Below are 26,384 nucleotides of genomic sequence, written 5' to 3'. Positions count from 1 at the left end.
CACATCGGCGTCGACTACCTGCCCGACAGTGGAGCCAGCCAGCCCGGCACGCCCTCCAGATCGGGCTCGTGGTGGACGACGCGGTAGGCGACCGCCGAGGCCGGCCCCTGCCCGTAGGGCTGCCGCCCGGTGGCGGCGTAGGCCAGGGTCGCGGCGGTGGAGAAGACGTCCGCTTCCGGGCCCGCCGGCCTGCCCTCCAGCACCTCGGGGGCCAGGTAGCCGGGCGTACCGACCACGGCGCCCGAGGCCGTGACCGAGAGCGAGTCGAGCGCGCTGGCGATGCCGAAGTCGATGACGACGGGCTCGCCCTCGCTCATCATCACGTTCGCCGGTTTGAGGTCGCGATGCACCACCCCGGCCCCGTGCATGGCCTCCAGCGCGTCGGCTAACCCGGTGGCCAGCAGGCGCAGGTCCGCCACGGGCACCGGGACGGCGCTGAGCGGCCTGCCCTGGACGTACCGGGTGACCAGGTAGGGCCTGTCGACGTCCAGGGAGGAGTCGAGGACCTCGGCCACGTGCGGCCCGTCGACCAGGCGCATGGTCTCGACCTCGCGGGCCAGCCGGGCGATGGCCGCCCCGTCGGCGGCCACGTGCGGGTGGAGGATCTTGACCGCGACGGTCCGCCCCTCGGGGTCGAGCGCCAGGTGCACCTCCCCGAAGCCGCCCGACCCGAGCCGGGAGAGGAGCCGATAGGGGCCGAGGTGCTCGCTCATACCCGTTCTTCTCCCCCCGCGAGCCCGCGCGGACACTCAGGACCAGGGCGTCAACCAGCCGAGGCCGACCGAGTTCAGCAACGAGTCGACCATTCCGGTGATCAGGCCGAGCGTGCTCTCCCCGGCGTCCCTGGTCAGCTGCTTGATCACTTTCTCGGGCGCCTGCCAGGGCGCCCATGACGGCTCCTGGCCCATCGCGAACATCACCGCGAGCAGCGCGGCGGTGCCCACGACCAGCACCGCGACCAGCGCCGCGCCCGGAGAGCGCAGGACGCTGGTGAGCGTTCGGGTGACGGCCTGGCGCGGCGCGCCGCCGCCCGGCAGCACGAACAGCCCGGCCGTGAACGCGCCCGCCGCGTACGAGGCCGCCTCGTTGATGCTCATCCCGCCGCCCCAGCGCAGCAGGCCCCAGACGCAGACCCCGAACACGGCCGACAGCGGCACATGGACCAGCGTCACGAGCGTGGCCTTGACGAGCGCCCACGGCGTGCCGACCAGCGCGAGGAGCGGATCAGCCGCGCTGCTGCCGCGCACCTGACGGCGTTTCACCAGGTCGCCGAAGAGGTACTCGCCGACCCGCAGCACCAGCGACAGCGCGACGGCTATCGCGCTCACCGCGACGGGCAGCATGACGGCCAGCGCCACCAGCAGGACCAGCAGCAGCATCCCGACGAGCTGGCTGCCGACCAGGTAACGCTTGCGCTCCGCCGGCGGGCTGTCGGGACGCGGCTGGGTCGCCGGACGTGTCTGCGGCGCGGGCGGCGGCACCGGGCGGGGCGCGACCGCACCCGTCTGCGGCCCGGGATAGGGCGCCGGATAGCCCGCGACCCGCTGGTCGGTGCGCGGCATGACCCGGGGCGGCATGGGCGCCGGGACGTACGGCGGCGGCTTCTCCTCGCGGACCGGCTCCGGCCTGCCGTACTCGACCGGCGGCAGCAGGTCGGAGAAGGTGTCCATGGTGCGGGTGCCGCTGGTCAGCCTCTTGGTGCCGGTGGGCCCGGCGGGCGGCGTGTCCTGGAGGGCCGTCTCGTGGAAGTTGGTGACCGACGGGTCGAGGGCCCTGGCCATCCGCAGCAGCTCCTGGGCGCTGGGACGCTCGCCCGGCTCGACCCGCAGGGCCCGCGACAGCCAGCCGCGCAGCCACGCCGGAGCCCGGTCGAGCTGCGCGCGGCCCTCCATGATGTTGAAGCAGACCGCCTCGAAGGCGCCGGTGCCGAACGGCGGCGCGCCCACCGCGGCGAAGAACACGGTGGAGGCCAGCGCGTGCACGTCGGCCGCCTGGGTGATCTCCGAGTCGCGGATGATCTCGGGCGCCAGGTAGCCGGGCGTGCCGACGAACATCCCGGTCTGGGTCAGCCGGGTGGCGTTGACCAGGTGCGCGATGCCGAAGTCGATGACCAGCGGCTCGCCGTTCACCAGCATGACGTTCGACGGCTTGAAGTCGCGGTGGATCACGTCGGCGGCGTGGATGGCCACCAGCGCCTGGCAGAGCCCCTGCGCCAGCCGGATGATCTCGCGCGCCTCCAGCGCGCCGTCGGCCAGCACGGTTGCCTCCAGCGTGCGGCCGGGCGCGAACCGGGTGACGACGTACGGCTGGCCGCCCACCAGTTCGGCGTCGAGCACCTCGGCCACGTGCGGGCTGCGCACCCGGCGCATGGTCTCGACCTCGCGGGTGAGCCGGTCGCGGGCCTTCAGGTCGGCGGCCACGTGCGGGTGGAGCACCTTGATGGCGACCTCGCGCCCCTCGGAGTCGAGCCCCAGGTGGACGACCCCCATGCCACCCTCGCCGATCTTCCTGACCAGCCGGTACGGCCCGAGCCGCTCGGGCGCCTCGGTGTTGCTCATCGCCATTGTCCCCGCATCATCCCCCCGAACTTCCCTTGTTGAGCCCGCTGAGGAGGCTCACCACAGGCTGAACGTCCAGCGGAGCCCACATGGCCTCCTTCGCATCGGCGCCGAACGTGCTGTAAGCGAGGATCAGGGAGAGCGCGGCCCCCGCCGCGAGGACCCCCGCCATCACCATCGCTCCTGTTCTCGAGGGTATTAGCGATGCGAGAGTTCTGCGCATCTGTCTCCCAGGTCCCTCGACTCCGGGGCCCGCGCAGACGGTCCACAGCGCTACTGCCGCCCCCCAGGCCAGCGCGTTCGCTTCAGGCATCTTCACTACCACGGTGAGCAGCAAGGTAACCGGCAGACCGAGAATGGCCGCGTAGAGCGCCAGTGCGAGCGTGATGCCCGCGGACTTGGCCAGCGCCTGGGGCTGGCCGAACACCCTGAAGACGTCCAGTGCGGCCGAGCCCGCGGACCTGCGGGCCGACAGCGCGGGCTGTGCCAGGTCGGCCGCGCGCAGCAGCACCACGGCCGGAATCACCAGCACGGCCACCAGTACCGGCGCCAGGATCGCCGCCACGATCATCAGGATCAGCAGCATCGAGCCCGCCACGCCGTACGCCTTGGACCGCTGCAACAGCTGCCCGGGGGGCACGGCGGGGACGAACGGCTCGTGCTTGGTCTTCGGCGGCTCCGGCGGGAACTGGACCTGCGCGGGGATGTACGGCGGCGGGACCGCGCTGCCCCTGCCGTAGTCGGGCGCGTCGGGACGGACCCGCCTGGTGGGCACGTCGGAGTCGTGGTTGACGGCCTGCGGGTGCTGCTGGATCCAGGGCTGACCGCCCTGCGCCGAGCCCTGTGCCGCCCCCTCGCGCTGCATCCGGCGCAGCTCGTCGGGGGTCACCCTGCGGGTGGGCCACGGGTCGCCCTGCTCGGGCAGGAGCGAGACGTAACGCTGGTCGGGCCGGCCCTGCGGCAGCCCCTGCGGCGGACCCTGTGACAGACCCTGTGGCTGGCCGTCGAGGAGCTGCCTGGGGGTCACAGGCGGCGTGGAGACGTCGTAGGGCGGCTTGTCGCCGACGTACGGCGGTTCGGCGCTGGGGAGCCTGTCGCCGCCGAACGGCGGCTCTGACGGCAGCGCGCCCCGGTCGGGACGCGGCACGGTCGAGATCTCGTCGGGCACGTTACCCGCCCGCATGGGCAGCATCCGGGCGGTCTGCTCGGCCAGTTCCGGCGCCTTGGGGCGCTTCGCCGGGTTGCGCTGGAAGGCCGCCTTGAGCAGCGGCTGCAACGCGGCCGGAACGGCGCTCACGTCGGCCTTGCCCGCGGTGATGTTGTAGAAGATCATCTCCAGCGTGCCCTTGCCGAAGGGCGGCTGCCCGGTGGCCGCGTACAGCAGCGTGCCCGCCCAGGCGTGCACGTCGACCTCCGGCCCCGCCTCCTGGCCCTCGATGATCTCGGGGGCGAGGTAGCCGGGCGTGCCGATGAACATGCCGGTCTGGGTCAGCCTGGTCGCGTCGACGGCCTGCGCGATGCCGAAGTCGATCAGCACCGGCTCACCGTCGATGATCAGCACGTTGCCCGGCTTCAGGTCGCGGTGGATCACCCCGACCGAGTGGACGGCGGCCAGCGCCGTGGCCACCCCGTGCGCGATCCTGACCAGCGCGGGCAGGTCGAGCGGCCCGTCGTCCTTGACGATCTCGTCAAGGGGACGCCCCGGTACATAACGGGTGACGATGTACGGACGGTGACCGGTCACGTCGGCGTCGAGCACCTCGGCGATGTATCTGCTGCGCACCCGGCGCATGGTCTCGACCTCGCGCGACAGCCGGCGCCTGGCGACCTCGTCACCGGCGACCTCGGCGCGCAGGACCTTGACCGCCACCTGACGCCCCTGGGGGTCGACAGCGAGGTGTACAACGCCCATTCCGCCTTCACCGAGCCGCCTGAGCAACCGGTAAGGGCCAAGTCGGTCATCGTTCATGGCATGAAGCACCATACCGGCTTAATCCCCGCCCACGAGATGAACCATGAGGCCACATTCCCACTCGTACAACGTCCAGATCGGCCCCATTGGTTTCCCATCCCACGGTCTCGAATTGGCCTCAGTTCGCCAGGGAGAGCACCTCGGCACTCTTCAGCCCGGCGAGCGTGGCTCCGGACACGGCGAGCTTGGACCGTCGCACGCCGCTCCCGATGACCACTCTCGGATGCTCGGCGACGTTCACGTCCACCAGGATCGGCCAGTCGTCGGGCAGGCCGAGCGGGGTGATGCCGCCGTACTCCATCGCGGTGAGCTCCACTGCCTCCGCCATGGGGGCGAAGCTCGCCTTGCGCGCGTCAAGGTGCTTGCGCACCACGCCGTTGACGTCCACCCGCATCGTCGCGAGCACCATGCACGCGGCGTATCGCGTCTCGCCGCCGCGCTTGGCCGCGACGACCACGCAGTTCGCCGACTCGTCGAGGGTCACCCCGTAGCGTTCGCAGAACGCCGCGGTGTCGGCCAGCTCGGGGTCGATCTCGGCGACCACGACGTCGCCGATCCCCTCCACGGCCCGCGCGACCGGCTCGGCCAGCAGGTCGGCCCGCTCGGTCGCGGGCACCCAGTGCAAGGTCATCCCATCTCCTCGTTCGCTTCCCCAGGACCCTACGCGGTCACCGGGGTCGCGTGCGTCGTCACGGGTTCTGCAGCACCCGCTGGTGCAACTGGGTGACGGCGCTGCGGGCGGACTCCAGCGCCCCCGCCTGCCAGGCGATCAGGTGGGTGAGCCAGTCGCCCGCGAAGTAAACCCTTCCGCTGGGGCGTTGCAGAAGAGTGAAGGACGAATCAAAGGCGGGCCAGCGCACCCAGCCGCCCTGGATGTGCTCCTGACGTTCCCAGGCGATCGAGACGCTGGACAGCAGGCCCTTGCCGTACCTGTCGCCGTGGATCTTCCTGCCCTGGGTGAGCGCCCTCCTGCGGCGGTCCTCCGGGGTGAGGGCGCCGTACAGCTCCGCGTTCTGCTCGGTGTTGTAGTAGCCGACGAGGACGCCGCGCTCGGAGTGGTAGCCGTGTGACGGGTACCAGATGTGGGTGATGTCCAGGTCCGTCTCGGTCACGCCGCCGTAGATGCGGTCCTCCAGCTCCCACCAGCGCCTGCCGTACTCCAGGCCGATCTTGCCCGACGCCACCGGCACGGGGGTCTTCAGCGCTGCGGTGACGCTCTCACCGAGGTTGTGCGGGATCCTGGCCATCAGGTGGGGCGGGAGGGTGGCCACGCAGTAGTCGGCCTTGATCTGGCCGCCGTCCCAGGTGACCTCGACGCCGTCGGGGAGGTTGGTGATCTTGGTGACCTTGGCGCCGGTGGTGATGCGGTCGCGGCCGACGGCTTCCACCAGTTTGGTGACGATCGCGTCCATGCCGCCGACGGGCTGGAACATGGGGGTGGCCTGGTCGTAGCCGAAGTCGTTGGTGATGGCCCTGCCCGTCGCCGCGGCGAGGACCTCGTGGAGCGAGCCTGGGGACGCGATGGGGGTGCCGGTGTCTAACGCCGGATATTTCGTGAAACCGCGGCGGGTGGAGCCTTCGTAGTCGAGCTTGGGGCCCAGGTCGCCGAAGCGCCGCAGGAACTCCAGGAGGCGCTCCTGGTCGTCCTTGGTCAGCTTCCTGTTCAGCGCGCCGGTGTTCGTGGCCTTGGCGAGGAGTTCCGCGACGTAGCCGTACAGGTCCGCTCGGGCGGTGCGGGCCCGGACCGTCTGCCCGTTCGTGTGCACGTACGCCTGGGCGTTGTTGTTCACGAACGTCTCGATGGGGATGCCCAGCTCGCGGCAGTAGTCCATGGTGACCATCCAGGGCGCGATCCGTCCCGGCCCCGCGTTGAAGTAGACGCCCTCGCCGAACCGGACGTCCTGCGCCGGGCCGTCGGCCTCCACCAGCCGGTCGCCGCCGCGCAGGGTCAGGTTCCGCCCGCCGGCCCGCGTCCCGGCCTCCAGCAGCGTGCAGTCGTACCCGGCCTTGCCCAGCTCGTAGGCGACGGTCAGCCCGGCCACGCCAGCGCCGACGATCACCACCTTGGCGGCCGCCTTCCCGCGCAGCGAGAAGTCACTCGGCTGGGGCGGCGCGAACCGGGTCTCCTGCCGGGACGGCGCCAGGCCGAGCGCGCCCATCGCGGCGTACATCGCGCCCGCGCCACCGACCGCCCCGATACCGACCAGCAGCCCACGCCGGGTCAGCGCCGCGCCCTCCATGCCGCCCACTTCCTCCGCCCACCATCGTCAACACCACTTCCACCCAGCGCCCGAACACCAGCCGCCCGAACACCAGCCGCCCGAACACCAGCCGCCCGAACACCGGCCGCCCGAACACCGGCCGCCCGAACGTCCGCGGCCTTTGCGGGCCGGTCACCCGAACCTCCGTCGCGGCCCGCCGACCGGTCGAACGCCACCCGCCCGAACCGGCCGCCGCGCCCGCTGACCGGCGGGCCGGCGCGACGCGCGCCGGGGCGGCCTCCCGGGGGCCGCTCAGCCGTAGGGGCCGCTGCCGCAGGCGATCTGGCCACCGATGGTGGCGAAGATCCCGAACAGCGCCATGATCTGGGTGAAGTCGTCCGTGGTGAACTCGATGTGCCGCGAGCCCACCGACTTCACACCGGGAACCAGCCCCACGGCCGCGGCGATGGCGGTGGAGTTCCACTCCACCCCGAGCGTGTACGGCGCCGCCACGGTGTACGGCGTGAAGTCGGTCAACCGGCTCAACGCCCTGGCCGTCGCCTCACGGATGCGCTGCTGGGCGACGCTCGGAGGCAGCAGTTCGGCCGAGAACCTGTCGATCCCCTTCTTGACCGCCACCGTCTCCACGTCCCCGAGCAGCTCGCGCGCCTCTTCGCCGACGGCCTCGTCGCCCGTCACCAGCACGACGGGCACGCCGTGGAACCCGGCGCACGCCGCGACCAGCCGGGTCTCGCCGCAGACCTCGCCGTTGAGATAGACGTTGTGGATCTCCTTGCCCATCCACGTGTGGTTGAGCACGCCGTGCTGCACCCCGGCCCGCGCGTGGTAGCCGACGAAGCAGGCGGCCTGGCACGACCTGTCGAGCCCCTGCGCCATCCGCTGCGCCTTGCCGGGCCCGCGGATCAGCGTGGCGCGTGGATCGAGCAGGTCGATGCGCAGGTTCTTGGTGGACCCGTGCGCGTCGTTCACCAGGACGCTCCCGGCCCCCGCGTCGTACGCGCCCGCGATGGCGGCGTTGGCGTCGGCCGTCATCAGCTCGCATCCGCGTTCGTAACCGCGCTTGCCGGCGTGCATCTCCTCCGGGTCGGTCAGCCCGGTCACGCCCTCCATGTCAACCGACAGGTAGACCTTCATCCGCCGCACCCCTCATCACGCCTCACCCGACATTCACCCCATACGCTGCCAATCTTCCACCCAAGCACCGGCTGGGCGAGCCTGGTCTGCTGCCGCCCGCTTCCAGTCGGTACCTGGGAGGCGGCGACGCGAGGGTCAGGAGCCCCATGTCTCCACCCGGCGGATCTCGCGCTCCGTCATGAGCCCGACGTTGGAGGTGAGGAAGGCGGCGGCCTCGTCACGCCACCTCGGCGGGATCTCGTCGATCGCCGGCGGGTAGCAGTGGTCGAGCCAGCTCGTCGACTCCTCGGTGGCGTCGAAGTGGTCGATGGCCTTGGCGAAGAGCGACTGCTCGATGCCGGGGACGCGGGCCAGCCCGTACTCGATCATCTCCTGGCCGCCGAACGGCGGCGGCTGGAGCCACTTGCGGGCCACCGGCCGGTCGGCGGTGATCGGGGTGTCGATCGGCCGGCGCTCCACGGCGGCCTGGATGAGCTCCTTGTACAGGCACTTGCCGCAGGTGCGGCACGGGCCGTCGGTGCCGCGCAGGCACCACCGGACCTGGTCCTTGAGGTCGGAGTTCAGGGCCAGCCGCATGGTGACGGCCTCGCTCACGCCGCCCACGGGCAGCACGATGTGCACGCCCACGGCGGCGAACAGCCGCCCCCACGCCCCGTGCGGAGCCCACATCGGGTTGTCGGGCGTGTAGCGCAGCAGGTAGCGGTCACCGCCGAGCCACCGGGACCCCAGTTCGTAGCCGAACGCCAGGCCGCCGAGGTCCATCCGGTCGGCGAGCAGCAGCGCGCCCGCGGCGACGGCGTGATGCTCCGGGTATCCGGGGCGCGGCTCGGCGAGGGTGAACTCCAGGTCGGACTCGACGACGGTGAGATCGCGGCCGGTCCGCTTCGCGAGCTTGGCGAGGACGTCCGAGCGGTAGTGCGGCCAGCGGTTGGGCACCCGGGCGTGAGGCACCCGCCGGAAGTGGACGAAGGGGGCGTCGGGGTACACGGCCGACGCCGCGACCGAGTCCGCTCCACCGCTGTAGGAGATGGCGAGCGTGCCCCCGGCGCTGCGGGGCTCCGCTCCCACCGGGCCCGCCTCGACGCCCCAACCGTCGTGCAGGGCCGCGGCCACCTCGGCGGACACCGCCCGGTCGAAGGTGACCTTCCTCCTGGTCCAGGGGGCGACGACGGTCCAGGCGGCGACGGCGTACAGGTCGGGGTGCGCGTCGGCGGGGACGCCCGAGATCGTGCACGTGTTGGTGGCCAGCTTGACGGGGTGCTCGTCGGCGGCCTTTCCGGTGATCTCGTCCTCGGGGTCGAGGCGGAAGGTCAGCTCGCCTCCCGACCAGGTCACGCGCACGGCTGATCCTCACTCGCGCGGCCCGCTTTCAGCGAGTCGATCGCCTGCCAGAGGAGCACCTCGTTCTGCAGGACGCCGTCGAGGGCCTTGGCGGTCTCCTGGGCGAGCCGCTGGGTGTCGTCGAGCTTCGCCCTGTCGACGGCGAGCGGCCGGGCGTTTCTCAGCCGCTCGACCTCCGCCTGCAGGGTGGCCATCTCCCGGCGCAGGGTCTGAACCTCCCACAGGGCGTCCCTGATGTCCTGACGGTGGTCAGCGATGGAGATGTAGCGGGCATCGAACCACGTACGCACGGCCTTACGCAGCCGGACGGGGACCAGGACGCGCATCATGAAACGCCACCATAGTGGCAAACCCCCGCCTAACAGGGCGCCGTTCCAGAATGCCACACAAGATCGTTAACTGATCGCCTTTCCCCCCTCCGGACCAACCCCACAAGGCCCGCCCGCCGCCCCCGACCCCGCCGTCCACGAACGACGGCGGGGCGAGGCGTGCGCGGGCGGCCCGTCCCGGGGCGCGGGCGAAGGTGCGGGCGGCTCAGCGGCCGGTGAACTTGGGCTTGGACTTTTCGGCGAAGGCGCGCATGCCGGCCTTGGCGTCGTCGGTGGCGAACAGGCCGGAGAACTGCAGGCGCTCGATCTCCAGGCCGGTGTCGAGGTCCACCTCCAGCCCCTGGTCGACCGCCTGCTTGGCGGCGCGCAGCGCCACCGTGGGGCCGGCGACGAAGGTGGCAGCCCACTCCAAGGCCGCCGTGTACACCTCCGGGTCGGGGACCACCCGGTCGACCAGGCCGATCGCCAGTGCCTCCGCGGCCGGCACGTGGCGGCCGGTGAAGATGAGATCCTTGGCGCGCGACGGCCCGATCAGGCGCGGCAGCCGCTGGGTGCCGCCCGCGCCGGGGATGATGCCGAGCTGGATCTCCGGCTGCCCCAGTTTGGCCGACTCCCCCGCCACCCGGAAGTCCGCGCACAGCGCCAGCTCGCAGCCGCCGCCGAGCGCGTAGCCGGTGATCGCGGCGATGACAGGCTTGCCGATGCGGGCCACAGCGGTGAAGCAGTCCTGGAGTGTCCGGGAGTGGAGGGACATGTCCGCGTAGGACATGTCGGCCATCTCCTTGATGTCGGCGCCCGCCGCGAAGACGCGCGCGCCACCGTAGATGACCACGGCCTGGGTTCCGGGGTCGGCGTCGACCTCGCGGGCCGCCTCGCCGATCTCCCTCTGCACCTGGCCGTTGAGGGCGTTCATCTTGGGACGATCAAGCTGGATCGTGGCGATCTGGTCGGCCACCTCGACGCGTACGAACTCACCCATGCTCAGCACACTACAGAAGCGTGCCGGAGGCCGAGGGGAGGCCCGGGGCGTGAACGGGGTCCGGACGGTCGGTGCTCGCGTAGGCGTGCTGGCGGCGGACCAGGGCCAGGAGGTCGGTCTCCGGGGTCCAGCCGATCAGCGACCGGAGGCGGCGGGTGTCGGCCAGTGAGTCGGCGGGTTCGACCGGCGGGGCGGGGAGCAGGTCGAACGTGACCTCCGCCCCCGTCACCTCGGCCACCGCCACCGCCAGGGCTCGCAGCGAGTGGCCCCGGCCGGTGCCGAGGTTCACGACGCCGGGGACGCCGGTGAGGTCGATCAGGGCGCGGGCGACCTGCCGCACGTCCGTGACGTCGCGGGTGCGGTCGAGGGAGCCGAGGACGGGCAGGGGACGCCCCGCGACGGCCGCCGCCAGCCAGAGGGACAGGGCCATGTCGGGTCGCTGCCCCTCCCCCGCGACGGTGAACGGCCGGACGACGGTGACGGGCCGCCCCCGGCAGAGCCGTTCCAGGGCGGCCTTGCTGCGGGCGTACCCGCCGATCGGGCGGAGCGAGTCGGACTCGCGGCTGGGACGCCCACCGGACGCTCCTCCGTACACGGAGCTGGACGAGGCCACCACGAGCGGGACTCCGGGCCGGACCAGGGCGAGCACCCGCGCCCCTGCCAGCACGTTGTCGCGGTGACGGCGCCCGGCCACGCCGGGGCCGCGGTCGCGCACGCCGGGGCATCCGGCGAGGTGGTAGACGGCGTCGGCGACGGCGAAGGCCGCATCCACGGCACCGCCCTCGTCGAGGAGGTCGGCGGTGAGCACCGTCAGGCCGGGGCGCTCGGGCTGGGGGCGGCGGTCGACGCCGATCACGTGCTCGCCGGCGTCGAGCAGGGCCGAGGTCAGGGCGCGTCCGAGGAACCCGGAGGCCCCGGTCACGATCGACGTCATCCGCACACCATAGGCCGTTAACTACTGAAAAATATCTTCGCAAAGCTCTCGCCAAGGAAGGAAAATGTTGCGACGCTGACTCCGGCACGCCCCCCAGTCGAGGAGACGTACATGCGCAGAGCGTTGGCGATCGCGGTGGTCGCCTTCCTGCCCTTAGTGAACATCACGGCCGCACAGGCCGAGGAGCCAGGCGACAGGCAGCAGGCGTTCGCCGCCGCGGCCAAGGAGTTCCAGGTCCCCGAGAGCGTCCTACTGGGCGTCTCCTACCTGGAGTCCCGCTGGGACGCGCACGCGGGCCAGCCGAGCAACGACGCCGGGTTCGGCCCGATGCACCTGACCGACGCCGCCGCCTTCACCGGCTCGAACCACCATGGCGAGGGCGAGGAGGACCCGCGGGGCGACGAGACCCGTCCGCTGGCCGCTCCCGCCGAGGCGCCCGCGCCCACGGAGATCCCCGCCTCGCTCCGGACCATGGAGAAGGCGTCCCAGCTCACCGGCGAGAGCCACGAGAAGCTCCGCACCGACCCCGCCGCGAACATCAGGGGCGGCGCCGCGCTGCTGGCCGACTACCAGAAGTCGCTGGGCGCGCCCCTGAGCGACAAGCCGGGCGAATGGTACGGCGCCGTCGCCAAGTACTCGGGCGCCGACGAGTCCGAGGCCGCCAAGATCTTCGCGGACGAGGTCTACACCACCATCCAGGACGGTGCCGAGCGGGTCACCGACGACGGCCAGAAGGTCGCGCTGCCCCCGGTTCCGGGCCTGGAGAAGATCGAGAAGTGGTTGGAGAAGCTGGGCCTGCGCCCGCCGCGCCGTGACGGCGTGGAGTGCCCGGCGTCGATCTCCTGTGAGTGGATCCCGGCCGCGTACCAGCAGCTGCCGAACGACGACTACGGCCACTACGACCTGTCGAACCGCCCGGTCAACCAGAAGGTCGACTACATCATCATCCACGACATGGAGGGCTACTTCGGCCCTTCGGTCAAGCTGAACCAGGACCCGAAGTGGCCCGGCAGCTGGCACTACTCGGTGCGCTCCAGCGACGGCCACATCGCCCAGCAGATCAAGACCAAGGACGTCGGCTGGCAGGCGGGCAACTGGTACATCAACGCCAAGTCCATCGGCATCGAGCATGAGGGCTTCCTGGCAGAGGGCAGCACCTGGTACACCGAGGCGATGTACCGCACGTCGGCCAAGCTCGTGCGCTACCTGGCGCTCAGGCACGGCGTACCGCTCGACCGGGCGCACATCCTCGGCCACGACAACGTGCCCGGCACGCTCCCGACCACCGTCAAGACCATGCACGAGGACCCGGGTCCGTTCTGGGACTGGGCGCACTACTTCGAACTGCTCGGCGCGCCGCTGCACCAGTTCGGCGGCCCCAAGTCGGGCAGCGTCATGATCAAACCGGACTTCGCCACCAACAAGCCGTACTTCTACGGCTGCGACCGCAAGAACCCGGAGGCCGCCTGCCCGCCGCTCAGCGCGCAGTCCATCTGGCTCCGCACCGAGCCGCGCGCGGACGCGCCGCTGGTCAAGGACGTCGGCAAGCACCCGACCGGCGACTCGCTCTACAGCGTGTACGACCACAGCGCCAGGGCCAGCACCGGGCAGCGCTTCTCGGTGGCCGACAGGCAGGGCGACTGGACCGCGATCTGGTACCTCGGCCAGAAGGCGTGGTTCCACAACCCGGCCTCCGCGCCGACCGCCGTGCCCTCGATGGGGCTGGTGGTGACGCCCAAGCCGGGGCTGGCGACCGTGCCGGTGTACGGCAGGGCGTACCCGGAGAAGGAGGCCTACCCGGCCGACATCCCGTACCAGGCGGTCACCCCGCTGCAGTACACGTTCTCCGCGGGCGAGAAGTACACCCTCGCCGGCCCGGCGAGCACCGAGTACTACCGGGCCGTCACCTTCGACCTGGAAAGCCACAAGGTGGTCAAGGGCCAGACGAAGTACCTGGAGATCCAGTTCGGGCACCGGGTGATGTTCGTCAAGGCTGACGACGTGCAGGTGTCGTTCTCCGGGTGAACTCCTTGACGGCGCGCCTGGTGCTCTGCAACGCCTCCTGGGAGGAGTCGAACGTGCGCTGGGCGACGCCGACGAACACGCAGTCGACGACGAGGAGCTGGCTGATGCGGCTGGCCAGGGCGCCGGGGCGGAACTCCGTCTCGCGCCCCGCCGAGATCAGCACGTGCTCGGCCAGCTCCGCGATGGACGAGCGGGGGTTGTTGGTGATCGCCACGGTGGTGGCGCCTGCCTCCTTCGCTCGGCCCAGCGGCTCCAGCACGTCGGGTGTCTCGCCCGAGGTGCTGATGCCGACCGCCACGTCGCCGGGCCTCAGCAGCACGGCGCTGGTCAGCGCCAGGTGGGCGTCCTGGAAGGCGTGGCTGGACAGGCCGATGCGCAGCAGCTTCTGCGCGACGTCCTCGGCCACCAGGCCGGAGGCGCCCACTCCGTAGGCGTCGACGCGCCTGGCTCCGACGATGGCCTCGACGACCAGGCCGAGCCGCTCGGAGGTGAGCTGCGCCACCGTGTCGTTGATCGCCTCGGACTCGGCCCTGGCCACCTTCTGGATGACCTCCGACAGCGGATCGTCGGGGGCCAGATCGCCGGGCACCAGCCGGTCGGGCTGCGCCGCGGCGGCGGCCAGCGCGAGGCGGAGCTGCGGGTACCCGGCGAAGCCGAGCAGCCTCGCCGTGCGCACGATCGTCGCCTCGCTGGTGCCGGACGCCGCGGAGAGCTCCGTGATCGTGCTCCGCGCCACCGTCGCGGGATCCTCGAGGATCAGGCGCGCGACGGTCTGCGCCGCCGGTGTCAGGGACGGCAGCACACCCCGGACCGTTGCCACCAGAGTGTCTGCCCGCAGGCCGTTCCCGCTGTGGTCCACAGAGTGATTATGCCGCTGGATGAGCACTGTTCATATGGTCGTGATCAGCGCAACGTCCCGTTCGTCATCCCGACGGGTTCCTCGGGGACGGCGATCAGGCCGAGCTCCGCCCGCGAGGCGGCCAGCGGGTGGTACGGCACCACCCTGACCGTGTACCCGAACGGCCCCGTGCGGTCGAGCGGGACCGTGCCCGCGTAGTGGGCCCGCCCGTCGTCGCCGACCTCCACGGCCGTCAGCCCCAGATAGGACGGGTGCACCAGCTCGTCGTGCGGGCCGACCCGGCCGTAGGCCGCCTCGACCAGCACGTCGCCGGGCTCCAGGTCGCCGAGCGCGACCGTGGCCCGCAGCTCGAGGGACGCACCCACCTCCGGGGTGTCGCCGACGCCGGACGCCTCCACGTGCTCGACCCGCACGCCCGGCCACGCCTTGGTGACCCGCAGCCGCCAGGCGGCGAACGCCCTGGCGGGCGCGTACTGGTCGGCGGAGAGCGCGCGGGCGGAGACGGCGGCGGGCGTGTACAGCCCCACCACGTAGTCGCGGAGCATCCGCCCGGCCAGCACCTTCGGCCCGAGGGACGTCAGCGTGTGCTTGACCATCTCCATCCACCGGCGGGGCAGCCCGTCGGGGCCCCGGTCGTAGAAGCGGTCGGCCACCTCGTGCTCGATCAGGTCGTACAGCCCGGCGGCCTCCAGCTCGTCGCGCCTGTCGGGGTCGACCACCCCGTCGGCGGTGGGGATGGCCCAGCCGTTGGTGCGGTCGTACCACTCGTCCCACCAGCCGTCGCGGATCGACAGGTTCAGCCCGCCGTTCAGCGCCGACTTCATGCCCGAGGTGCCGGACGCCTCCAGCGGGCGCAGTGGGTTGTTCAGCCAGACGTCGCAGCCCTGCGTGAGGAGCTGGCCGAGCGCCATGTCGTAGTCGGGCAGGAAGACGATGCGGTGCCGGACTCCGGCCCCGTCGGCGAACTTGACGATCTGCTGGATCAGCTTCTTACCGCCCTCGTCGGCCGGGTGCGCCTTGCCCGCGATGACGATCTGCACCGGCTTGACGGGGTCGAGCAGCAGGCTCCTCAGCCGCTGCGGGTCGCTGAGCATGAGCGTCAGCCGCTTGTAGGACGGCACCCGCCTGGCGAACCCGATCGTCAGTACCTCGGGGTCGAGCGCGTCGTCGATCCACCCCAGCTCGGCGTCGGACGCGCCGCGGTCGCGCCAGGAGTGGCGCAGCCTGGCCCTGGCCCCGTCGACCAGGCGGCGCCGGAGGGTCCCCCTGATCTCCCAGAGGTCGGTGTCGGAGATCTTCTGCACGCCCTCCCAGCCGCGGGCCCGCTCGAGGAGCGACGGCAGCTCACGCCCGGCCAGCTCCATCAGCTCGCGCCCCACCCAGGTGGGGGCGTGAACGCCGTTGGTGATCGAGCCGATCGGGACCTCGTCGAGGTCGAAGCCCGGCCACAGGTCCTGGAACATCTCGCGGCTGACCTTGCCGTGCAGCTCCGACACGCCGTTGACGCGCTGGGCCAGCCGCATGCCCATGACGGCCATGTTGAACCGGCCGGGATCGGCTTCGGCGCCGAGCGCCAGGATCCGCTCGACCGGGACGGTCGGCCAGGCGTTGTCGCCGCCGAACTGGCGCGCGATCATGTCGACGGGGAACCTGTCGATGCCCGCGGGCACCGGGGTGTGCGTGGTGAAGACGGTGCCCGCGCGGACCGCTTCCAGCGCCTCGTCGAAGGACAGGCGGGTCTCGGTCAGCTCGCGAATGCGTTCCAGGCCGAGGAAGCCGGCGTGGCCCTCGTTGGTGTGGAACACCTCGGGCTCGGCGTGCCCGGTGGTGCGGCAGTAGGCGCGGATCGCCCGCACGCCGCCCACGCCGAGCAGCAGCTCCTGCAGGAGCCGGTGGTCGGTGCCGCCGCCGTAGAGGCGGTCGGTGACGTCGCGGGCGGCGGTGTCGTTGTCGGCCACGTCGGAGTCGAGCAGCAGCAGCGGGACCCGGCCCACCTGCGCCACCCAGAGCTGGGCGTGCAGGACGCGCTCTTCCGGCAGCGCGATGCGGATCTTGACCGGGGTGCCGTCGTCCTCCTTCAGCAGGCTGAGCGGCAGGCCGCCCGCGTCGAGCGACGGGTAGTGCTCCAGCTGCCAGCCCTCAGGCGAGAGCGACTGGGTGAAGTAGCCGTGACGGTAGAGCAGACCGACCGCGAGGATCGGCACGCCCAGGTCGCTGGCCGCCTTCAGGTGGTCTCCGGCCAGGATGCCGAGGCCGCCGGAGTACTGGGGCAGCGCGGCGGCGATGCCGTACTCGGGGGAGAAGTAGGCGACGGCCTGGGGCGCGTCGGGCAGGGTCTGATACCAGCGGGGCGCGGTCATGTACTCGCGCAGGTCGTCGGCGGCGTCGGCGAGGCGGCGCAGGAAGCGGCGCTCGCCTGCCAGCTCGGCGAGCCTGGCGGGGTCGACGGCACCGAGCAGGGCGACGGGATCGTGCCCCACCTGCTCCCAGAGGTCGGGATCGACCTCGGCGAACAGGTCGGTGGTCTCTGGATGCCACGACCAGCGTAGGTTGCTCACGAGCTCGCCGAGGGCGGCCAGCTCCGCGGGCAGGACGGTGCGGACGGTGAACCGGCGGATAGCTCTCACGATTTCGAACCCTATGGGCTAGGAGGGACGAGGGAGACCTTCACCCCCGGCAACGTCCTTCAAACCCCTTCCGGAAAGAAGCATGAAGCGCGACTATTGGGGCAACTTCCACCAATGTCAGGTCTCCCGGGGACACTCGGGGGTCTATCCGCTGCTGCCCGCAATTAACGTGCAAGGATCGTTCTTGCCACGGAAAGCCTCCGGCGGTACCGAGCGTGCCGTCGCAACCTTGAGATGCGATGATCGGAAGAATTCCCATCACGGACATCCACCCCGTCGTCGACTGCGGGCAGTGGCCCGCCAAAGCGGTCGCCGGTGAGACCTTCGAGGTCTCCGCGACCGTCTTCAGGGAGGGCCACGACGCTGTGGCCGCCGGCGTGGTCCTCACCGCGCCCGATGGGCAGCGCGGCCGCCTGAGACCGATGCGCGAGCTGGCTCCTGGCACCGACAGGTGGGGTGTCCAGGTCAGCCTGCCCACCGAGGGCGAGTGGCTGTTCCGCGTCGAGGCGTGGAGCGACCCGATCGCGACGTGGCTGCACGACGCCGAGATCAAGATCCCGCGCGGGCTCGACACCGACCTGATGTGCGAGGAGGGCGCCCGCCTGTTCGAGCGGGCCGCCAGGGCCGTGCGGCAGGCCGACTGCCCGGGGCCGGGGAACGGCCACCCCGCCGCGCACCGCAACGCCGTCCCTGGCAGGGACGGTTCCACCATGACCAACGGCGACAGCCCCTGCGGTCACCGGGCGGCGCTGCTCGCCATCTCCTCGACGCTGCGCGACGAGGACCTGGACCCCAGGGCGCGGCTGTCGATCGCCCAGCTGCCCGAGACGGCGATGCTGCTGGAGGCGCATCCGCTGCGCGACCTGGTGACCAGGGCGAGACAGCAGCGCATCAGGGTCGACAGGCGCAGGGCGCTGTACGGCTCGTGGTACGAGTTCTTCCCCAGGTCGGAGGGGGCGATCGTCAGCGAGGCCGGCGTCTCCAAGTCCGGCACCTTCCAGAGCGCGGGCAAGCGACTGCCCGCGATCGCCAAGATGGGCTTCGACGTCGTCTACCTGCCGCCGATCCACCCGATCGGGCTGTCCTTCCGCAAGGGACGCAACAACACGCTCAGCCCGGAGCCCGACGACCCGGGCTCGCCCTGGGCGATCGGCTCCGAGGACGGCGGGCACGACGCGATCCACCCCGACCTGGGCACGATCGAGGACTTCGACGAGTTCGTGGGCCGCACCCGCGAGCTGGGCATGGAGGTCGCGCTCGACTTCGCCCTGCAGTGCTCCCCTGACCACCCGTGGGTCAAGGAGCACCCGGAGTGGTTCACGATCAGGGCCGACGGGTCGATCGCGTACGCCGAGAACCCGCCGAAGAAGTACCAGGACATCTACCCGATCAACTTCGACAAGGACCCTGAGGGCATCTACCAAGAGGTCAAGCGGGTGCTGCGGCACTGGATGGACCACGGGGTGCGGATCTTCCGGGTCGACAATCCGCACACCAAGCCGGTCGCGTTCTGGGAGCGGCTGCTGGCCGACCTGCAGGCGACCGACCCCGACGTGATCTTCCTGGCCGAGGCGTTCACCCGTCCGGCCATGATGCAGACGCTGGCCAAGGCGGGCTTCCACCAGTCGTACACGTACTACACGTGGAAGAACTCCAAGGAGGACGTCGAGTCGTACCTCTCCGAGCTGGCGCACACGACCTCGTACTTCCTGCGGCCCAACCTGTTCGTCAACACGCCGGACATCCTGCACGAGTATCTGCAGCAGGGCGGGGTTCCCGCGTTCAGGATCCGCGCGGTGCTGGCGGCTCTCGCCTCGCCGACATGGGGGGTGTATTCAGGCTACGAACTAGCGGAAAACATCCCAGTACGTCCTGGAAGCGAGGAATACCTAGATAGCGAGAAATATGAGTACAGACCTCGCGATTGGGCGGCCTCGGAGCGGGAGGGGCGCAGTCTGGCCCCCTTCATCACCCACCTGAATTTGTTCCGAAGAGCCCATCCAGCGTTGCAGGAATTGCGTAATCTACGGTTCCACCGAATCGACCATCCGGATATGGTCTGCTTCTCCAAGCGGCTCCCGGGCGCCTATGACACGGCCACACGAAGGCACGGCATGGGCGACGTCGTTCTGGCGGTCGTCAATCTCGACCCGCATAACACCCACGAGGCGACGGTCGACCTCGACCTGCCCGCTCTCGGCCTCGACTGGAACGCCGAGTTCGTCGTGGACGACGAACTGAGCGGCGAGTCGTACCGATGGCGGCAGCGCAACTACGTCCGCCTCGACCCCCACATCCAGCCTGCCCACATCCTCACCGTAAGAGCCGCGCCACGATAGACCAGAATTCAGCGGGGAGTCTTCAACGTGTGTGAAAGCGCCTCCCTCATGAGCCACCCAAGGGAGGGCTCATGAGCTCCACACCCATTCCCAACCCGTTCGACGAGGAGAAGCCTCGCGATCCGTACTGGTACAAACGCGCCGTCTTCTACGAGGTCCTGATCAGGGGCTTCTCCGACTCTAACGGCGACGGCACCGGCGACATCCGAGGCCTGATCAGCAAGCTCGACTACCTCCAGTGGCTCGGCGTCGACTGCCTCTGGCTGCTTCCGCTGTACGAGTCGCCGCTGCGTGACGGCGGATACGACATCGCCGACTTCATGCAGATCCTGCCCGAGTTCGGCGACCTGGGCGACTTCGTGAAGCTCGTCGACGAGGCTCACAAGCGCGGCATGCGGGTCGTCGCCGACCTCGTCATGAACCACACCAGCGACACGCACCCGTGGTTCCAGGCCTCCCGGCACGATCCGGAGGGGCCGTTCGGCGACTTCTACGTCTGGGCCGACAGCGACGAGGGCTACCCCGACGCCCGGGTCATCTTCATCGACACCGAGACGTCCAACTGGACCTACGACCCGGTGCGCGGCCAGCACTACTGGCACCGCTTCTTCCACCACCAGCCGGACCTCAACTACGAGAACCCGGCCGTCCAGGACGCCATGCTGGAAGTGCTGCGCTTCTGGCTCGACCTGGGCATCGACGGATTCCGGCTGGACGCGGTGCCGTACCTGTTCGAGGAGGAGGGCACCAACTGCGAGAACCTGCCGCGCACGCACGAGTACCTGAAGCGGATCAGGGCCGAGGTCGACCGGATCTACCCTGACAGGGTGCTGCTGGCCGAGGCCAACCAGTGGCCCTCGGACGTCGTGGAGTACTTCGGCGACCCGGTGGGCGGCGGCGACGAGTGCCACATGGCGTTCCACTTCCCGCTCATGCCGCGCATCTTCATGGCCGTACGCAGGGAGTCGCGCTACCCCATCTCCGAGATCCTGGCGCAGACCCCCAAGATTCCGGAGCACTGCCAGTGGGGCATCTTCCTCCGTAACCACGACGAGCTGACGCTCGAGATGGTCACGGACGAGGAACGCGACTACATGTACACCGAGTACGCCAAGGACCCCCGCATGCGAGCCAACGTCGGCATCCGGCGGCGGCTGGCCCCCCTGCTGGAGAACGACCGCAACCAGATCGAGCTGTTCACCGCGCTGCTCCTGTCGCTGCCCGGCTCCCCGGTGCTCTACTACGGCGACGAGATCGGCATGGGCGACAACATCTGGCTCGGCGACCGCGACGGAGTCCGCACCCCCATGCAGTGGGACCCCGACCGCAACGCGGGCTTCTCCGACTGCGACCCTGGGCGGCTCTACCTGCCGGTCATCATGGACCCGATCTACGGCTACCAGGGCCTCAACGTCGAGGCGCAGCAGAAGAACGCCGGATCGCTGCTCCACTGGACCAAGCGCATGATCGAGATCCGCAAGCGCCACCCCGTGTTCGGGACGGGCGAGTTCGCCGAGCTGAACTCGTCGAACCCGAGCGTGCTCGGGTTCGTCCGCGAGCTGGGAGACGACCGGGTGCTCTGCGTCAACAACCTGTCCCGCTTCCCGCAGCCGGTGGAGCTGGACCTGCGGAGATTCGTCGGCGTCTCCCCTGTCGAGACGATGGGTGGGGTTCCATTCCCGGCAATTGGCGAACTTCCGTATCTTTTGACGCTTCCCGGGCATGGTTTCTACTGGTTCACTCTCCCACCCGCCTTCACCCAGGAGGAGTAGGACGTGTTTCACGAGCTCCTTGCCGCATGGATCAACCGTCAACGATGGTTCGGCGGCAAGGGGCGCCCGATCGACAACGTGTCGATCGAGTCCGACGTGGAACTGTCGCCGGACCTCAGACATCTCGTCCTCATCGTGTCGCAGGAAGGCTCCGGCGACCGCTACCAACTGCTGCTCGGCCAGCGCGACGAACTGCCCGACCGGCTCGCCCACGCCCTCATCGGCCGCGACCGCGACAAGTACGTCTACGACGCCGTCCACGACGCCGACCTCACCGGCTGGCTGCTCGACGGCATGGCCCACGGCGACACCCGCAACGGGCTGCGGCTGCGCCACGCCCCCGACGTCGTCATCGACACCACGCTGCGCAGCCTCGTGCTGGGCGCCGAGCAGTCGAACACCTCCCTCGTCTACGGCGAGGCCTACATCTGCAAGCTGTTCCGCCGCCTCATCCCCGGCGTCAACCCCGAGCTGGAGATCATCACCGCCCTGGCCGAACGGGACGCCCCGCACATCGCGCGGCCGTACGGCTGGATCGAGAAGGACCTGGACGGCACCCCCACCACGCTCGCGATCATGCAGGAGTACCTCGCGACCGCCAACGACGGCTGGGACCTGGCGCTGGCGAGCGTCCGCGACCTGTACTGCTCGATGCCACCCGTCACGGCCGCCGAAGCGGGCGGCGACTTCGAGGGCGAGTCCGTGCGGCTCGGCCTCGCCACCGCCCGCGTCCACAGCGAGCTGGCCGCCGCCTTCCCCACGGACGTCCTGGAGGCGCACGACATCAAACGGATGTCCGAGGAGTTCAGGCGCAAGCTCCACCAGGCCGTCACCGAGGTGCCCGAGCTACGCCGGCACGTCCCCGCACTGGAGGCCGCGTACTACCGCGTCCAGAAGCTGACCACCCAGGTCCCCTTGCAGCGGGTGCACGGCGACTACCACCTGGGGCAGGTCATGCGCACGCCCACCGACTGGATCGTGCTCGACTTCGAGGGCGAGCCCGGCCAGCCGCTGGCCGAGCGCAGGGCACTGTCGTCGCCGCTGCGCGACGTGGCAGGGATGCTGCGCTCGTTCGACTACGCGGCCAGGCACCTGCTCGCCGACCGTCCCGACGCCGAAAGGCTGGCGCTGCTGGCGGATGAGTGGGCCGACCGGAACCGGGCGGCGTTCCTCAAGGGGTACCGCGAGGGAGGCGGCGTGATCAACACCGGCGACGCGGCTCTGTTGCGCGCGTTCGAGCTGTCGAAAGCGGTGTACGAGGTGGTCTACGAGGCTCGCAACCGGCCGTCGTGGATCTCGATCCCGATGGCGGCGTTCCGCGAACGAGACACCTGACCACCCCCACTCCAGCCCGGAGTAACCCTCTCCCGACCCCGCACCCCAGCCCCCGCCCCTCACCCGCTCAGCCCAGAACGCAGGCCCTTACCCCTCGCGGCCCGGGGCGGGTCACAGCTCCTCGATCAGCCCCGACAGGCCCTCCGCGCCGTGGCCGCGCGCCACCCGGTCGTCGATGATCTTCTTCATCGGCAGGAGCAGGTCGAGGCTGGCCCCCTGCTCGGCGAAGGCGTGCACCAGGTTGGCCATGCCGACCCTGTTGACCTCCAGGTTGGACACCTCGGTGGCGTGCTCCCCAGCCTCGATCGCCGCAGCCCAGGCAGGCTGCAACCCGGCCATCGCGCTCAGCCACGGCACCAGCAGGGACGCGGTGAAGTCGGCCAGCGGCCGCTTCTCCGAGCGGAGCAGGGCCATCGCGCTCAGCGTCCCGGCGATCTGGCCGTACATGCCGGTGAGCAGGGCCAGGTCGTACAACGGGGCGAGCCCGGCGTCCGTGCCCAGGTAGTGCGGCCTGGCCAGCGGGCGCAGCGTCTCCTCGTACCGGTCGAAGGCGGTCTGGGAGCCGCTGTAGAGGATCAGCGCGCCCGGCCCGCCGATCATCTGGGGGACGGCCATGATCCCGCCGTCCACATAGTCGCCGCCACGCTCGGCCACCCACCGAGCGGTCTCGCGGGCCTCGGCGGGGCGTCCGTTGGTGAGGTTCAGCACGACCCGGCCGGTCAGCGGGACGGGGTCGAGGATCTCGTGGACGGCCGCATAGTCCAGCACGCAGACGATCACCAGCGGGCTCGCCTCCACGGCCTCGGCGGCGGTCGCCGCCCTGGTGGCGCCGTTGGCGACGAGATCGTCGGCCTTGGCGGCCGAGCGGTTCCACACGGTGACGCGGTGGCCGGCGGCCAGCAGGGTCTCGGCCAGAGCGCGCCCCATGAGCCCAAGCCCGATGATCGACACAGATTCCGACATTTCGCAATTTCCTTCTGCTCGGTGGTTGATGTCCTTCATCCGGCGGGCCGGAGTTGCGGGGATGCCCTTGGCCTTCCGACACGTGCCCACCCGCCGTCATCCGGCGAGCCGACGTCGCGCGGACCCATCGACCTCCCAACTCCCGCCCGCCTGCCTTCACCTTGGCGGGGCGGGGTTATGGTCTGATGCGGAAAGGGTTATGGGGGGTAGATGCGATTCGGGGTGCTGGGCCCTCTCGTGGCTTGGACGGCCGGCGGCGAGCCCGTCCAGGTGCCCGAGATCAAGGTCCGCGCGCTCCTCGCCGACCTGCTGGCGCACCGTGGCGCGCCCGTCTCCGCCGACCGGCTGATCGACGACCTGTGGGGCGACCGCCCGCCCGCCGACGCGCTGGCCGCGCTCCGGGTCAAGGTCTCGCAGCTGCGCCGCGTGCTCGGCGACCGTGACGCGATCGTCCACCGCGCCCCCGGCTACCTGCTGCGCGCCGCCGACGACGACGACGTGGACGCCGGCCTGTTCCAGTCCCTCCTGTCCCGCGCCCAGCGGGCCGACGACCTCCAGGCCCGGCGAGCCCTGCTCACCGAGGCGCTGGGCCTGTGGCGCGGCTCCGCCTACGCGGAGTTCGCCGACCACGACTTCGCCAGGCCCGTGGCCGCACGGCTGGAGGAACAGCGGCTGGTGGCGCTGGAGGAACTCGCCGAAACCCGGCTCGCGCTGGGCGAGCACGGGCTGATGGCGGCCGAGCTGACGGACCTGGTGGCCGCGCATCCCCTGCGGGAGCGGCTGCGTGCCGTCCACATCCGGGCCCTGTACCGGGCGGGCAGGCAGAGCGAGGCCCTGGCCGGCTACGCGGACCTGCGCGAACGCCTGTCGTCCGAGCTGGGCCTGGACCCCGCGCCCGCGCTGACGGCCCTGCACCAGGCGATCCTCGAACAGGACCCCGCCCTCGACGCCCCCGCCCAGCGCCGCACCAACCTGCCCGCGCCGCTCACTCCCCTGATCGGCAGGCGGGAGGCGGTCGCCGAGGTCCGCTCGCTGCTGCGCGAGCACCGGCTCGTCACCCTCACGGGGCCGGGCGGCGTGGGCAAGACCCGTCTGGCGCTGGAGAGCGCCGCCGACCCCGACCGCCCCTTCCCCGGCGGCACCTGGCTGATCGAGCTCGCCTCGACCCCGCCACAAGAGGAGCGACGTCACCCCACCGCGCCCCCCGGCGAGCCACGGCACCCGGCCCTCTCCGCGCGGGCGGCCGACACCGGAGCCGACACCGGAGCCGACACCGTGGCCGACACCGTGGCGGAGGTGGTGGCCGAGGTGCTGGGGGTGCGCGACGACGTACCGGGGGACGAGGTTCCGGGGGACAGGGTGGCGCGGCTGGCTGCGGTGTTGCGCGCCGGTGAGACGCTGCTCGTCCTCGACAACTGCGAGCACGTGGTGGAGCAGGTCGCCGAGTTGGCCGGACGGCTGCTGCGGGCGGCCCCCGGGCTGCGGATCCTGGCCACCGGCCAGGAGCCGCTGCGGGTGGCGGGCGAGGCCCTGTGGAGCGTGCCGCCGCTCGGACGCGAGGCGGCGGTCGAGCTGTTCACCGCACGCGCGGGCGTCCCGCCGGACGACGCCGTCGAGGAGATCTGCGCGCGGCTCGACGGCATCCCGCTGGCCCTGGAGCTGGCCGCCACCCGGACCCGCCTGCTCACCCCGCGCCAGCTCGCCGACCGCCTCGACGACCGCTTCCGCCTGCTCTCCACCGGCCTGCGCGGCGTCCCGGCGAGGCAGCAGACGCTCCGCGCGATGATCGACTGGAGCTGGGAGCTGCTGACCGGGGCCGAGCAGGTCGTGCTGCGGCGGCTGGCCGTGCACGCCGACGGGTGCGCGCTGGAGGCCGCCGAGTCCGTCTGCGCGGAGCCGGGGCTGGACGTGCTGGACCTGCTGGGGCGCCTGGTCGACCGCTCGCTGGTGGTGCGGGCGGCGGGCGGCAGGTACCGGCTGCTGGAGTCGGTCGCCGCGTACTGCCTGGAGCGCCTCGCGGAGGCGGGCGAGCTGGCCGCCGTCCGGATGCGGCACGTCCGCTACTACGCCGACCTCGCCGAGCGCGCGGAAGCACATCTGCGCGGGCCGGGCCAGCGCGTCTGGCTCGCCCTGCTCGACGCGGAGAGCGCCAACCTCCGCACCGCCACCGAAACGGCGGTACGCCTGAGCACGACGACCGAGGCGGGCGGCGAGACAGGTGCGCGGGACGCGGCAGGGAGCGGCGCGGCGGACGAGGCGGTGCGGCTGGTCAACGCGCTGGGCTGGTACTGGGTGTTGCGCGGGCGGCTGGGTGAGGGGCAACGGGCGCTGGAGGCGGTGCTGTCGGTGTCCGGCGACGTGCGGGCCCAGGTCTGGCTGGCCGGGTTGCGGATGCTGGCCGGGCAGGGGCGGGCGCCCGACGTGCGGCTGTTCGAGGCGATCGGCGATCCGGCCGCCAGGGCCAGGGCGCAGTGGTTCCTGGGCTTCGCCCTGTTCGGCTACGACGACCTGGCCTCCTGCGACGAGCTCGTCAACGGCGCCCTGGACGCGTTCACGACCCTGGGCGACCGCTGGGGCACGGCCGCCGCGCTGAGCGTCCGCGCCAGGCTGGCGATGCTGCGCGGCGACCTCAAGGCGCTCCAGCGGGACGGCGAGCAGGGATTGGCGCTGTTCCGCGAGGCCGGCGACCGCTGGGGGGAGATGCGGGCGGCGGAGAACCTCGGCACGCTGGCAGAGATCACCGGCGACTACGAGCGGGCGGCCGAGCTGCGCCGTGCCGGGCTGCGGATGGCCGAGGAGCTGGAGCTGTGGAGCTCCGTCCCGGACGCGCTGTCGAGGCTGGGCAGGATCGCGCTGCTGACCGGCGACCACGCCGGGGCGGAGGACTTCCACGAGCGGGCCAGGCGGCTGGCGGTGTCGCAGTCGAACCGTCCCGCCGAGGAGTTCGCGGAGCTCGGCCTGGCGCTCGGCGCCAGGCGGCAGGGCAGGCTGGACG

General features: G+C 71.2%; 18 protein-coding genes. 5 read left to right on the top strand and 13 right to left on the bottom strand.

Going from position 1 to position 26,384, the window contains the following annotated elements:
* Nucleotides 1-14: 14 nt before the first annotated feature.
* From ABZ297_RS35610 to ABZ297_RS35565, 10 genes are all read right to left on the bottom strand, one after another.
* On the bottom strand, nucleotides 15-713 hold the full coding sequence (locus ABZ297_RS35610) for a serine/threonine-protein kinase (RefSeq protein ID WP_355355747.1): 699 nt from the start codon (nucleotides 711-713) through the stop codon (nucleotides 15-17).
* A gap of 36 nt (nucleotides 714-749) precedes the next feature.
* Nucleotides 750-2,558: a serine/threonine-protein kinase gene (locus tag ABZ297_RS35605; protein WP_355355745.1), complete on the bottom strand. Its 1,809-nt coding sequence runs from the start codon at nucleotides 2,556-2,558 to the stop codon at nucleotides 750-752.
* Nucleotides 2,559-2,574: 16 nt separating this feature from the next.
* Nucleotides 2,575-4,527, bottom strand: a complete 1,953-nt coding sequence (locus ABZ297_RS35600; RefSeq protein WP_355355743.1) for a protein kinase — start codon at nucleotides 4,525-4,527, stop codon at nucleotides 2,575-2,577.
* A 121-nt stretch (nucleotides 4,528-4,648) separates the two neighbouring features.
* Complete coding sequence (locus ABZ297_RS35595; protein ID WP_350808378.1) at nucleotides 4,649-5,161, bottom strand: YbaK/EbsC family protein; 513 nt, start codon at nucleotides 5,159-5,161, stop codon at nucleotides 4,649-4,651.
* A 58-nt stretch (nucleotides 5,162-5,219) separates the two neighbouring features.
* Nucleotides 5,220-6,770 carry an FAD-dependent oxidoreductase gene (locus ABZ297_RS35590; RefSeq protein WP_355355749.1) on the bottom strand — a complete coding sequence of 517 codons (1,551 nt, stop codon included), beginning with the start codon at nucleotides 6,768-6,770 and terminating at the stop codon, nucleotides 5,220-5,222.
* A gap of 273 nt (nucleotides 6,771-7,043) precedes the next feature.
* Complete coding sequence (locus ABZ297_RS35585) at nucleotides 7,044-7,886, bottom strand: M55 family metallopeptidase (protein WP_355355741.1); 843 nt, start codon at nucleotides 7,884-7,886, stop codon at nucleotides 7,044-7,046.
* Between the two features lie 135 nt (nucleotides 7,887-8,021).
* The gene (locus ABZ297_RS35580; protein WP_355355739.1) at nucleotides 8,022-9,227 is read right to left on the bottom strand and encodes a DUF6395 domain-containing protein; all 1,206 of its coding nucleotides are present in this window, start codon (nucleotides 9,225-9,227) and stop codon (nucleotides 8,022-8,024) included.
* On the bottom strand, nucleotides 9,218-9,556 hold the full coding sequence (locus ABZ297_RS35575; protein WP_355355737.1) for a hypothetical protein: 339 nt from the start codon (nucleotides 9,554-9,556) through the stop codon (nucleotides 9,218-9,220). Before ABZ297_RS35575 ends, ABZ297_RS35580 begins: the two co-directional genes overlap by 10 nt.
* A gap of 205 nt (nucleotides 9,557-9,761) precedes the next feature.
* On the bottom strand, nucleotides 9,762-10,535 hold the full coding sequence (locus ABZ297_RS35570; RefSeq protein WP_355355735.1) for an enoyl-CoA hydratase-related protein: 774 nt from the start codon (nucleotides 10,533-10,535) through the stop codon (nucleotides 9,762-9,764).
* 10 nt (nucleotides 10,536-10,545) lie between these two features.
* Complete coding sequence (locus ABZ297_RS35565) at nucleotides 10,546-11,469, bottom strand: NAD(P)-dependent oxidoreductase (RefSeq protein WP_355355734.1); 924 nt, start codon at nucleotides 11,467-11,469, stop codon at nucleotides 10,546-10,548.
* Nucleotides 11,470-11,580: 111 nt separating this feature from the next.
* Between ABZ297_RS35565 and ABZ297_RS35560 the strand changes: the two genes are divergently transcribed.
* Nucleotides 11,581-13,494, top strand: coding sequence for a peptidoglycan recognition family protein (locus ABZ297_RS35560; protein ID WP_355355732.1), 1,914 nt, complete (start codon nucleotides 11,581-11,583; stop codon nucleotides 13,492-13,494).
* On the opposite strand, the gene ABZ297_RS35555 is transcribed toward ABZ297_RS35560, so the two are convergent.
* A complete protein-coding gene (locus ABZ297_RS35555; protein WP_355355730.1) occupies nucleotides 13,457-14,353 on the bottom strand; it encodes a MurR/RpiR family transcriptional regulator in 897 nt (298 codons plus the stop codon). The genes ABZ297_RS35560 and ABZ297_RS35555 overlap by 38 nt on opposite strands.
* A gap of 44 nt (nucleotides 14,354-14,397) precedes the next feature.
* Nucleotides 14,398-16,980: an alpha-glucan family phosphorylase gene (glgP, locus tag ABZ297_RS35550; protein ID WP_355355728.1), complete on the bottom strand. Its 2,583-nt coding sequence runs from the start codon at nucleotides 16,978-16,980 to the stop codon at nucleotides 14,398-14,400.
* 239 nt (nucleotides 16,981-17,219) lie between these two features.
* Here glgP and ABZ297_RS35545 point away from each other — a divergent pair, with 239 nt between their 5' ends.
* The 3 genes from ABZ297_RS35545 to ABZ297_RS35535 all read left to right on the top strand — a co-directional run bounded on the left by ABZ297_RS35545 (nucleotide 17,220) and on the right by ABZ297_RS35535 (nucleotide 22,426).
* Nucleotides 17,220-19,319: an alpha-1,4-glucan--maltose-1-phosphate maltosyltransferase gene (locus ABZ297_RS35545; RefSeq protein WP_355355726.1), complete on the top strand. Its 2,100-nt coding sequence runs from the start codon at nucleotides 17,220-17,222 to the stop codon at nucleotides 19,317-19,319.
* A gap of 71 nt (nucleotides 19,320-19,390) precedes the next feature.
* A complete protein-coding gene (treS, locus tag ABZ297_RS35540) occupies nucleotides 19,391-21,091 on the top strand; it encodes a maltose alpha-D-glucosyltransferase (protein ID WP_355355724.1) in 1,701 nt (566 codons plus the stop codon).
* A gap of 3 nt (nucleotides 21,092-21,094) precedes the next feature.
* Complete coding sequence (locus tag ABZ297_RS35535) at nucleotides 21,095-22,426, top strand: aminoglycoside phosphotransferase (RefSeq protein WP_355355722.1); 1,332 nt, start codon at nucleotides 21,095-21,097, stop codon at nucleotides 22,424-22,426.
* Between the two features lie 111 nt (nucleotides 22,427-22,537).
* On the opposite strand, the gene ABZ297_RS35530 is transcribed toward ABZ297_RS35535, so the two are convergent.
* Nucleotides 22,538-23,389: an NAD(P)-binding domain-containing protein gene (locus ABZ297_RS35530; protein ID WP_355355720.1), complete on the bottom strand. Its 852-nt coding sequence runs from the start codon at nucleotides 23,387-23,389 to the stop codon at nucleotides 22,538-22,540.
* A gap of 210 nt (nucleotides 23,390-23,599) precedes the next feature.
* On the opposite strand from ABZ297_RS35530, the gene ABZ297_RS35525 reads away from it, so the two are divergent.
* The coding region (locus tag ABZ297_RS35525) for a BTAD domain-containing putative transcriptional regulator (RefSeq protein ID WP_355355718.1) at nucleotides 23,600-26,384 on the top strand (2,785 nt) is incomplete at its 3' end.

The organism is Nonomuraea sp. NPDC005983 (genome assembly GCF_040614375.1).
Classification (GTDB): Bacteria; Actinomycetota; Actinomycetes; order Streptosporangiales; family Streptosporangiaceae; genus Nonomuraea.
This window is presented reverse-complemented; position numbering and strand designations above follow the sequence as displayed.

What these genes read in the sequence shown, in the direction of transcription:
- ABZ297_RS35610 (WP_355355747.1), bottom strand. Translation starts at nt 713, where the DNA reads ATGAGCGAGCACCTCGGCCCCTATCGGCTCCTCTCCCGGCTCGGGTCG.
- ABZ297_RS35605 (WP_355355745.1), bottom strand. Translation starts at nt 2,558, where the DNA reads ATGAGCAACACCGAGGCGCCCGAGCGGCTCGGGCCGTACCGGCTGGTC.
- ABZ297_RS35600 (WP_355355743.1), bottom strand. Translation starts at nt 4,527, where the DNA reads ATGAACGATGACCGACTTGGCCCTTACCGGTTGCTCAGGCGGCTCGGT.
- ABZ297_RS35595 (WP_350808378.1), bottom strand. Translation starts at nt 5,161, where the DNA reads ATGACCTTGCACTGGGTGCCCGCGACCGAGCGGGCCGACCTGCTGGCC.
- ABZ297_RS35590 (WP_355355749.1), bottom strand. Translation starts at nt 6,770, where the DNA reads ATGGAGGGCGCGGCGCTGACCCGGCGTGGGCTGCTGGTCGGTATCGGG.
- ABZ297_RS35585 (WP_355355741.1), bottom strand. Translation starts at nt 7,886, where the DNA reads ATGAAGGTCTACCTGTCGGTTGACATGGAGGGCGTGACCGGGCTGACC.
- ABZ297_RS35575 (WP_355355737.1), bottom strand. Translation starts at nt 9,556, where the DNA reads ATGATGCGCGTCCTGGTCCCCGTCCGGCTGCGTAAGGCCGTGCGTACG.
- ABZ297_RS35570 (WP_355355735.1), bottom strand. Translation starts at nt 10,535, where the DNA reads ATGGGTGAGTTCGTACGCGTCGAGGTGGCCGACCAGATCGCCACGATC.
- ABZ297_RS35565 (WP_355355734.1), bottom strand. Translation starts at nt 11,469, where the DNA reads ATGACGTCGATCGTGACCGGGGCCTCCGGGTTCCTCGGACGCGCCCTG.
- ABZ297_RS35560 (WP_355355732.1), top strand. Translation starts at nt 11,581, where the DNA reads ATGCGCAGAGCGTTGGCGATCGCGGTGGTCGCCTTCCTGCCCTTAGTG.
- ABZ297_RS35545 (WP_355355726.1), top strand. Translation starts at nt 17,220, where the DNA reads ATGATCGGAAGAATTCCCATCACGGACATCCACCCCGTCGTCGACTGC.
- treS (WP_355355724.1), top strand. Translation starts at nt 19,391, where the DNA reads ATGAGCTCCACACCCATTCCCAACCCGTTCGACGAGGAGAAGCCTCGC.
- ABZ297_RS35530 (WP_355355720.1), bottom strand. Translation starts at nt 23,389, where the DNA reads ATGTCGGAATCTGTGTCGATCATCGGGCTTGGGCTCATGGGGCGCGCT.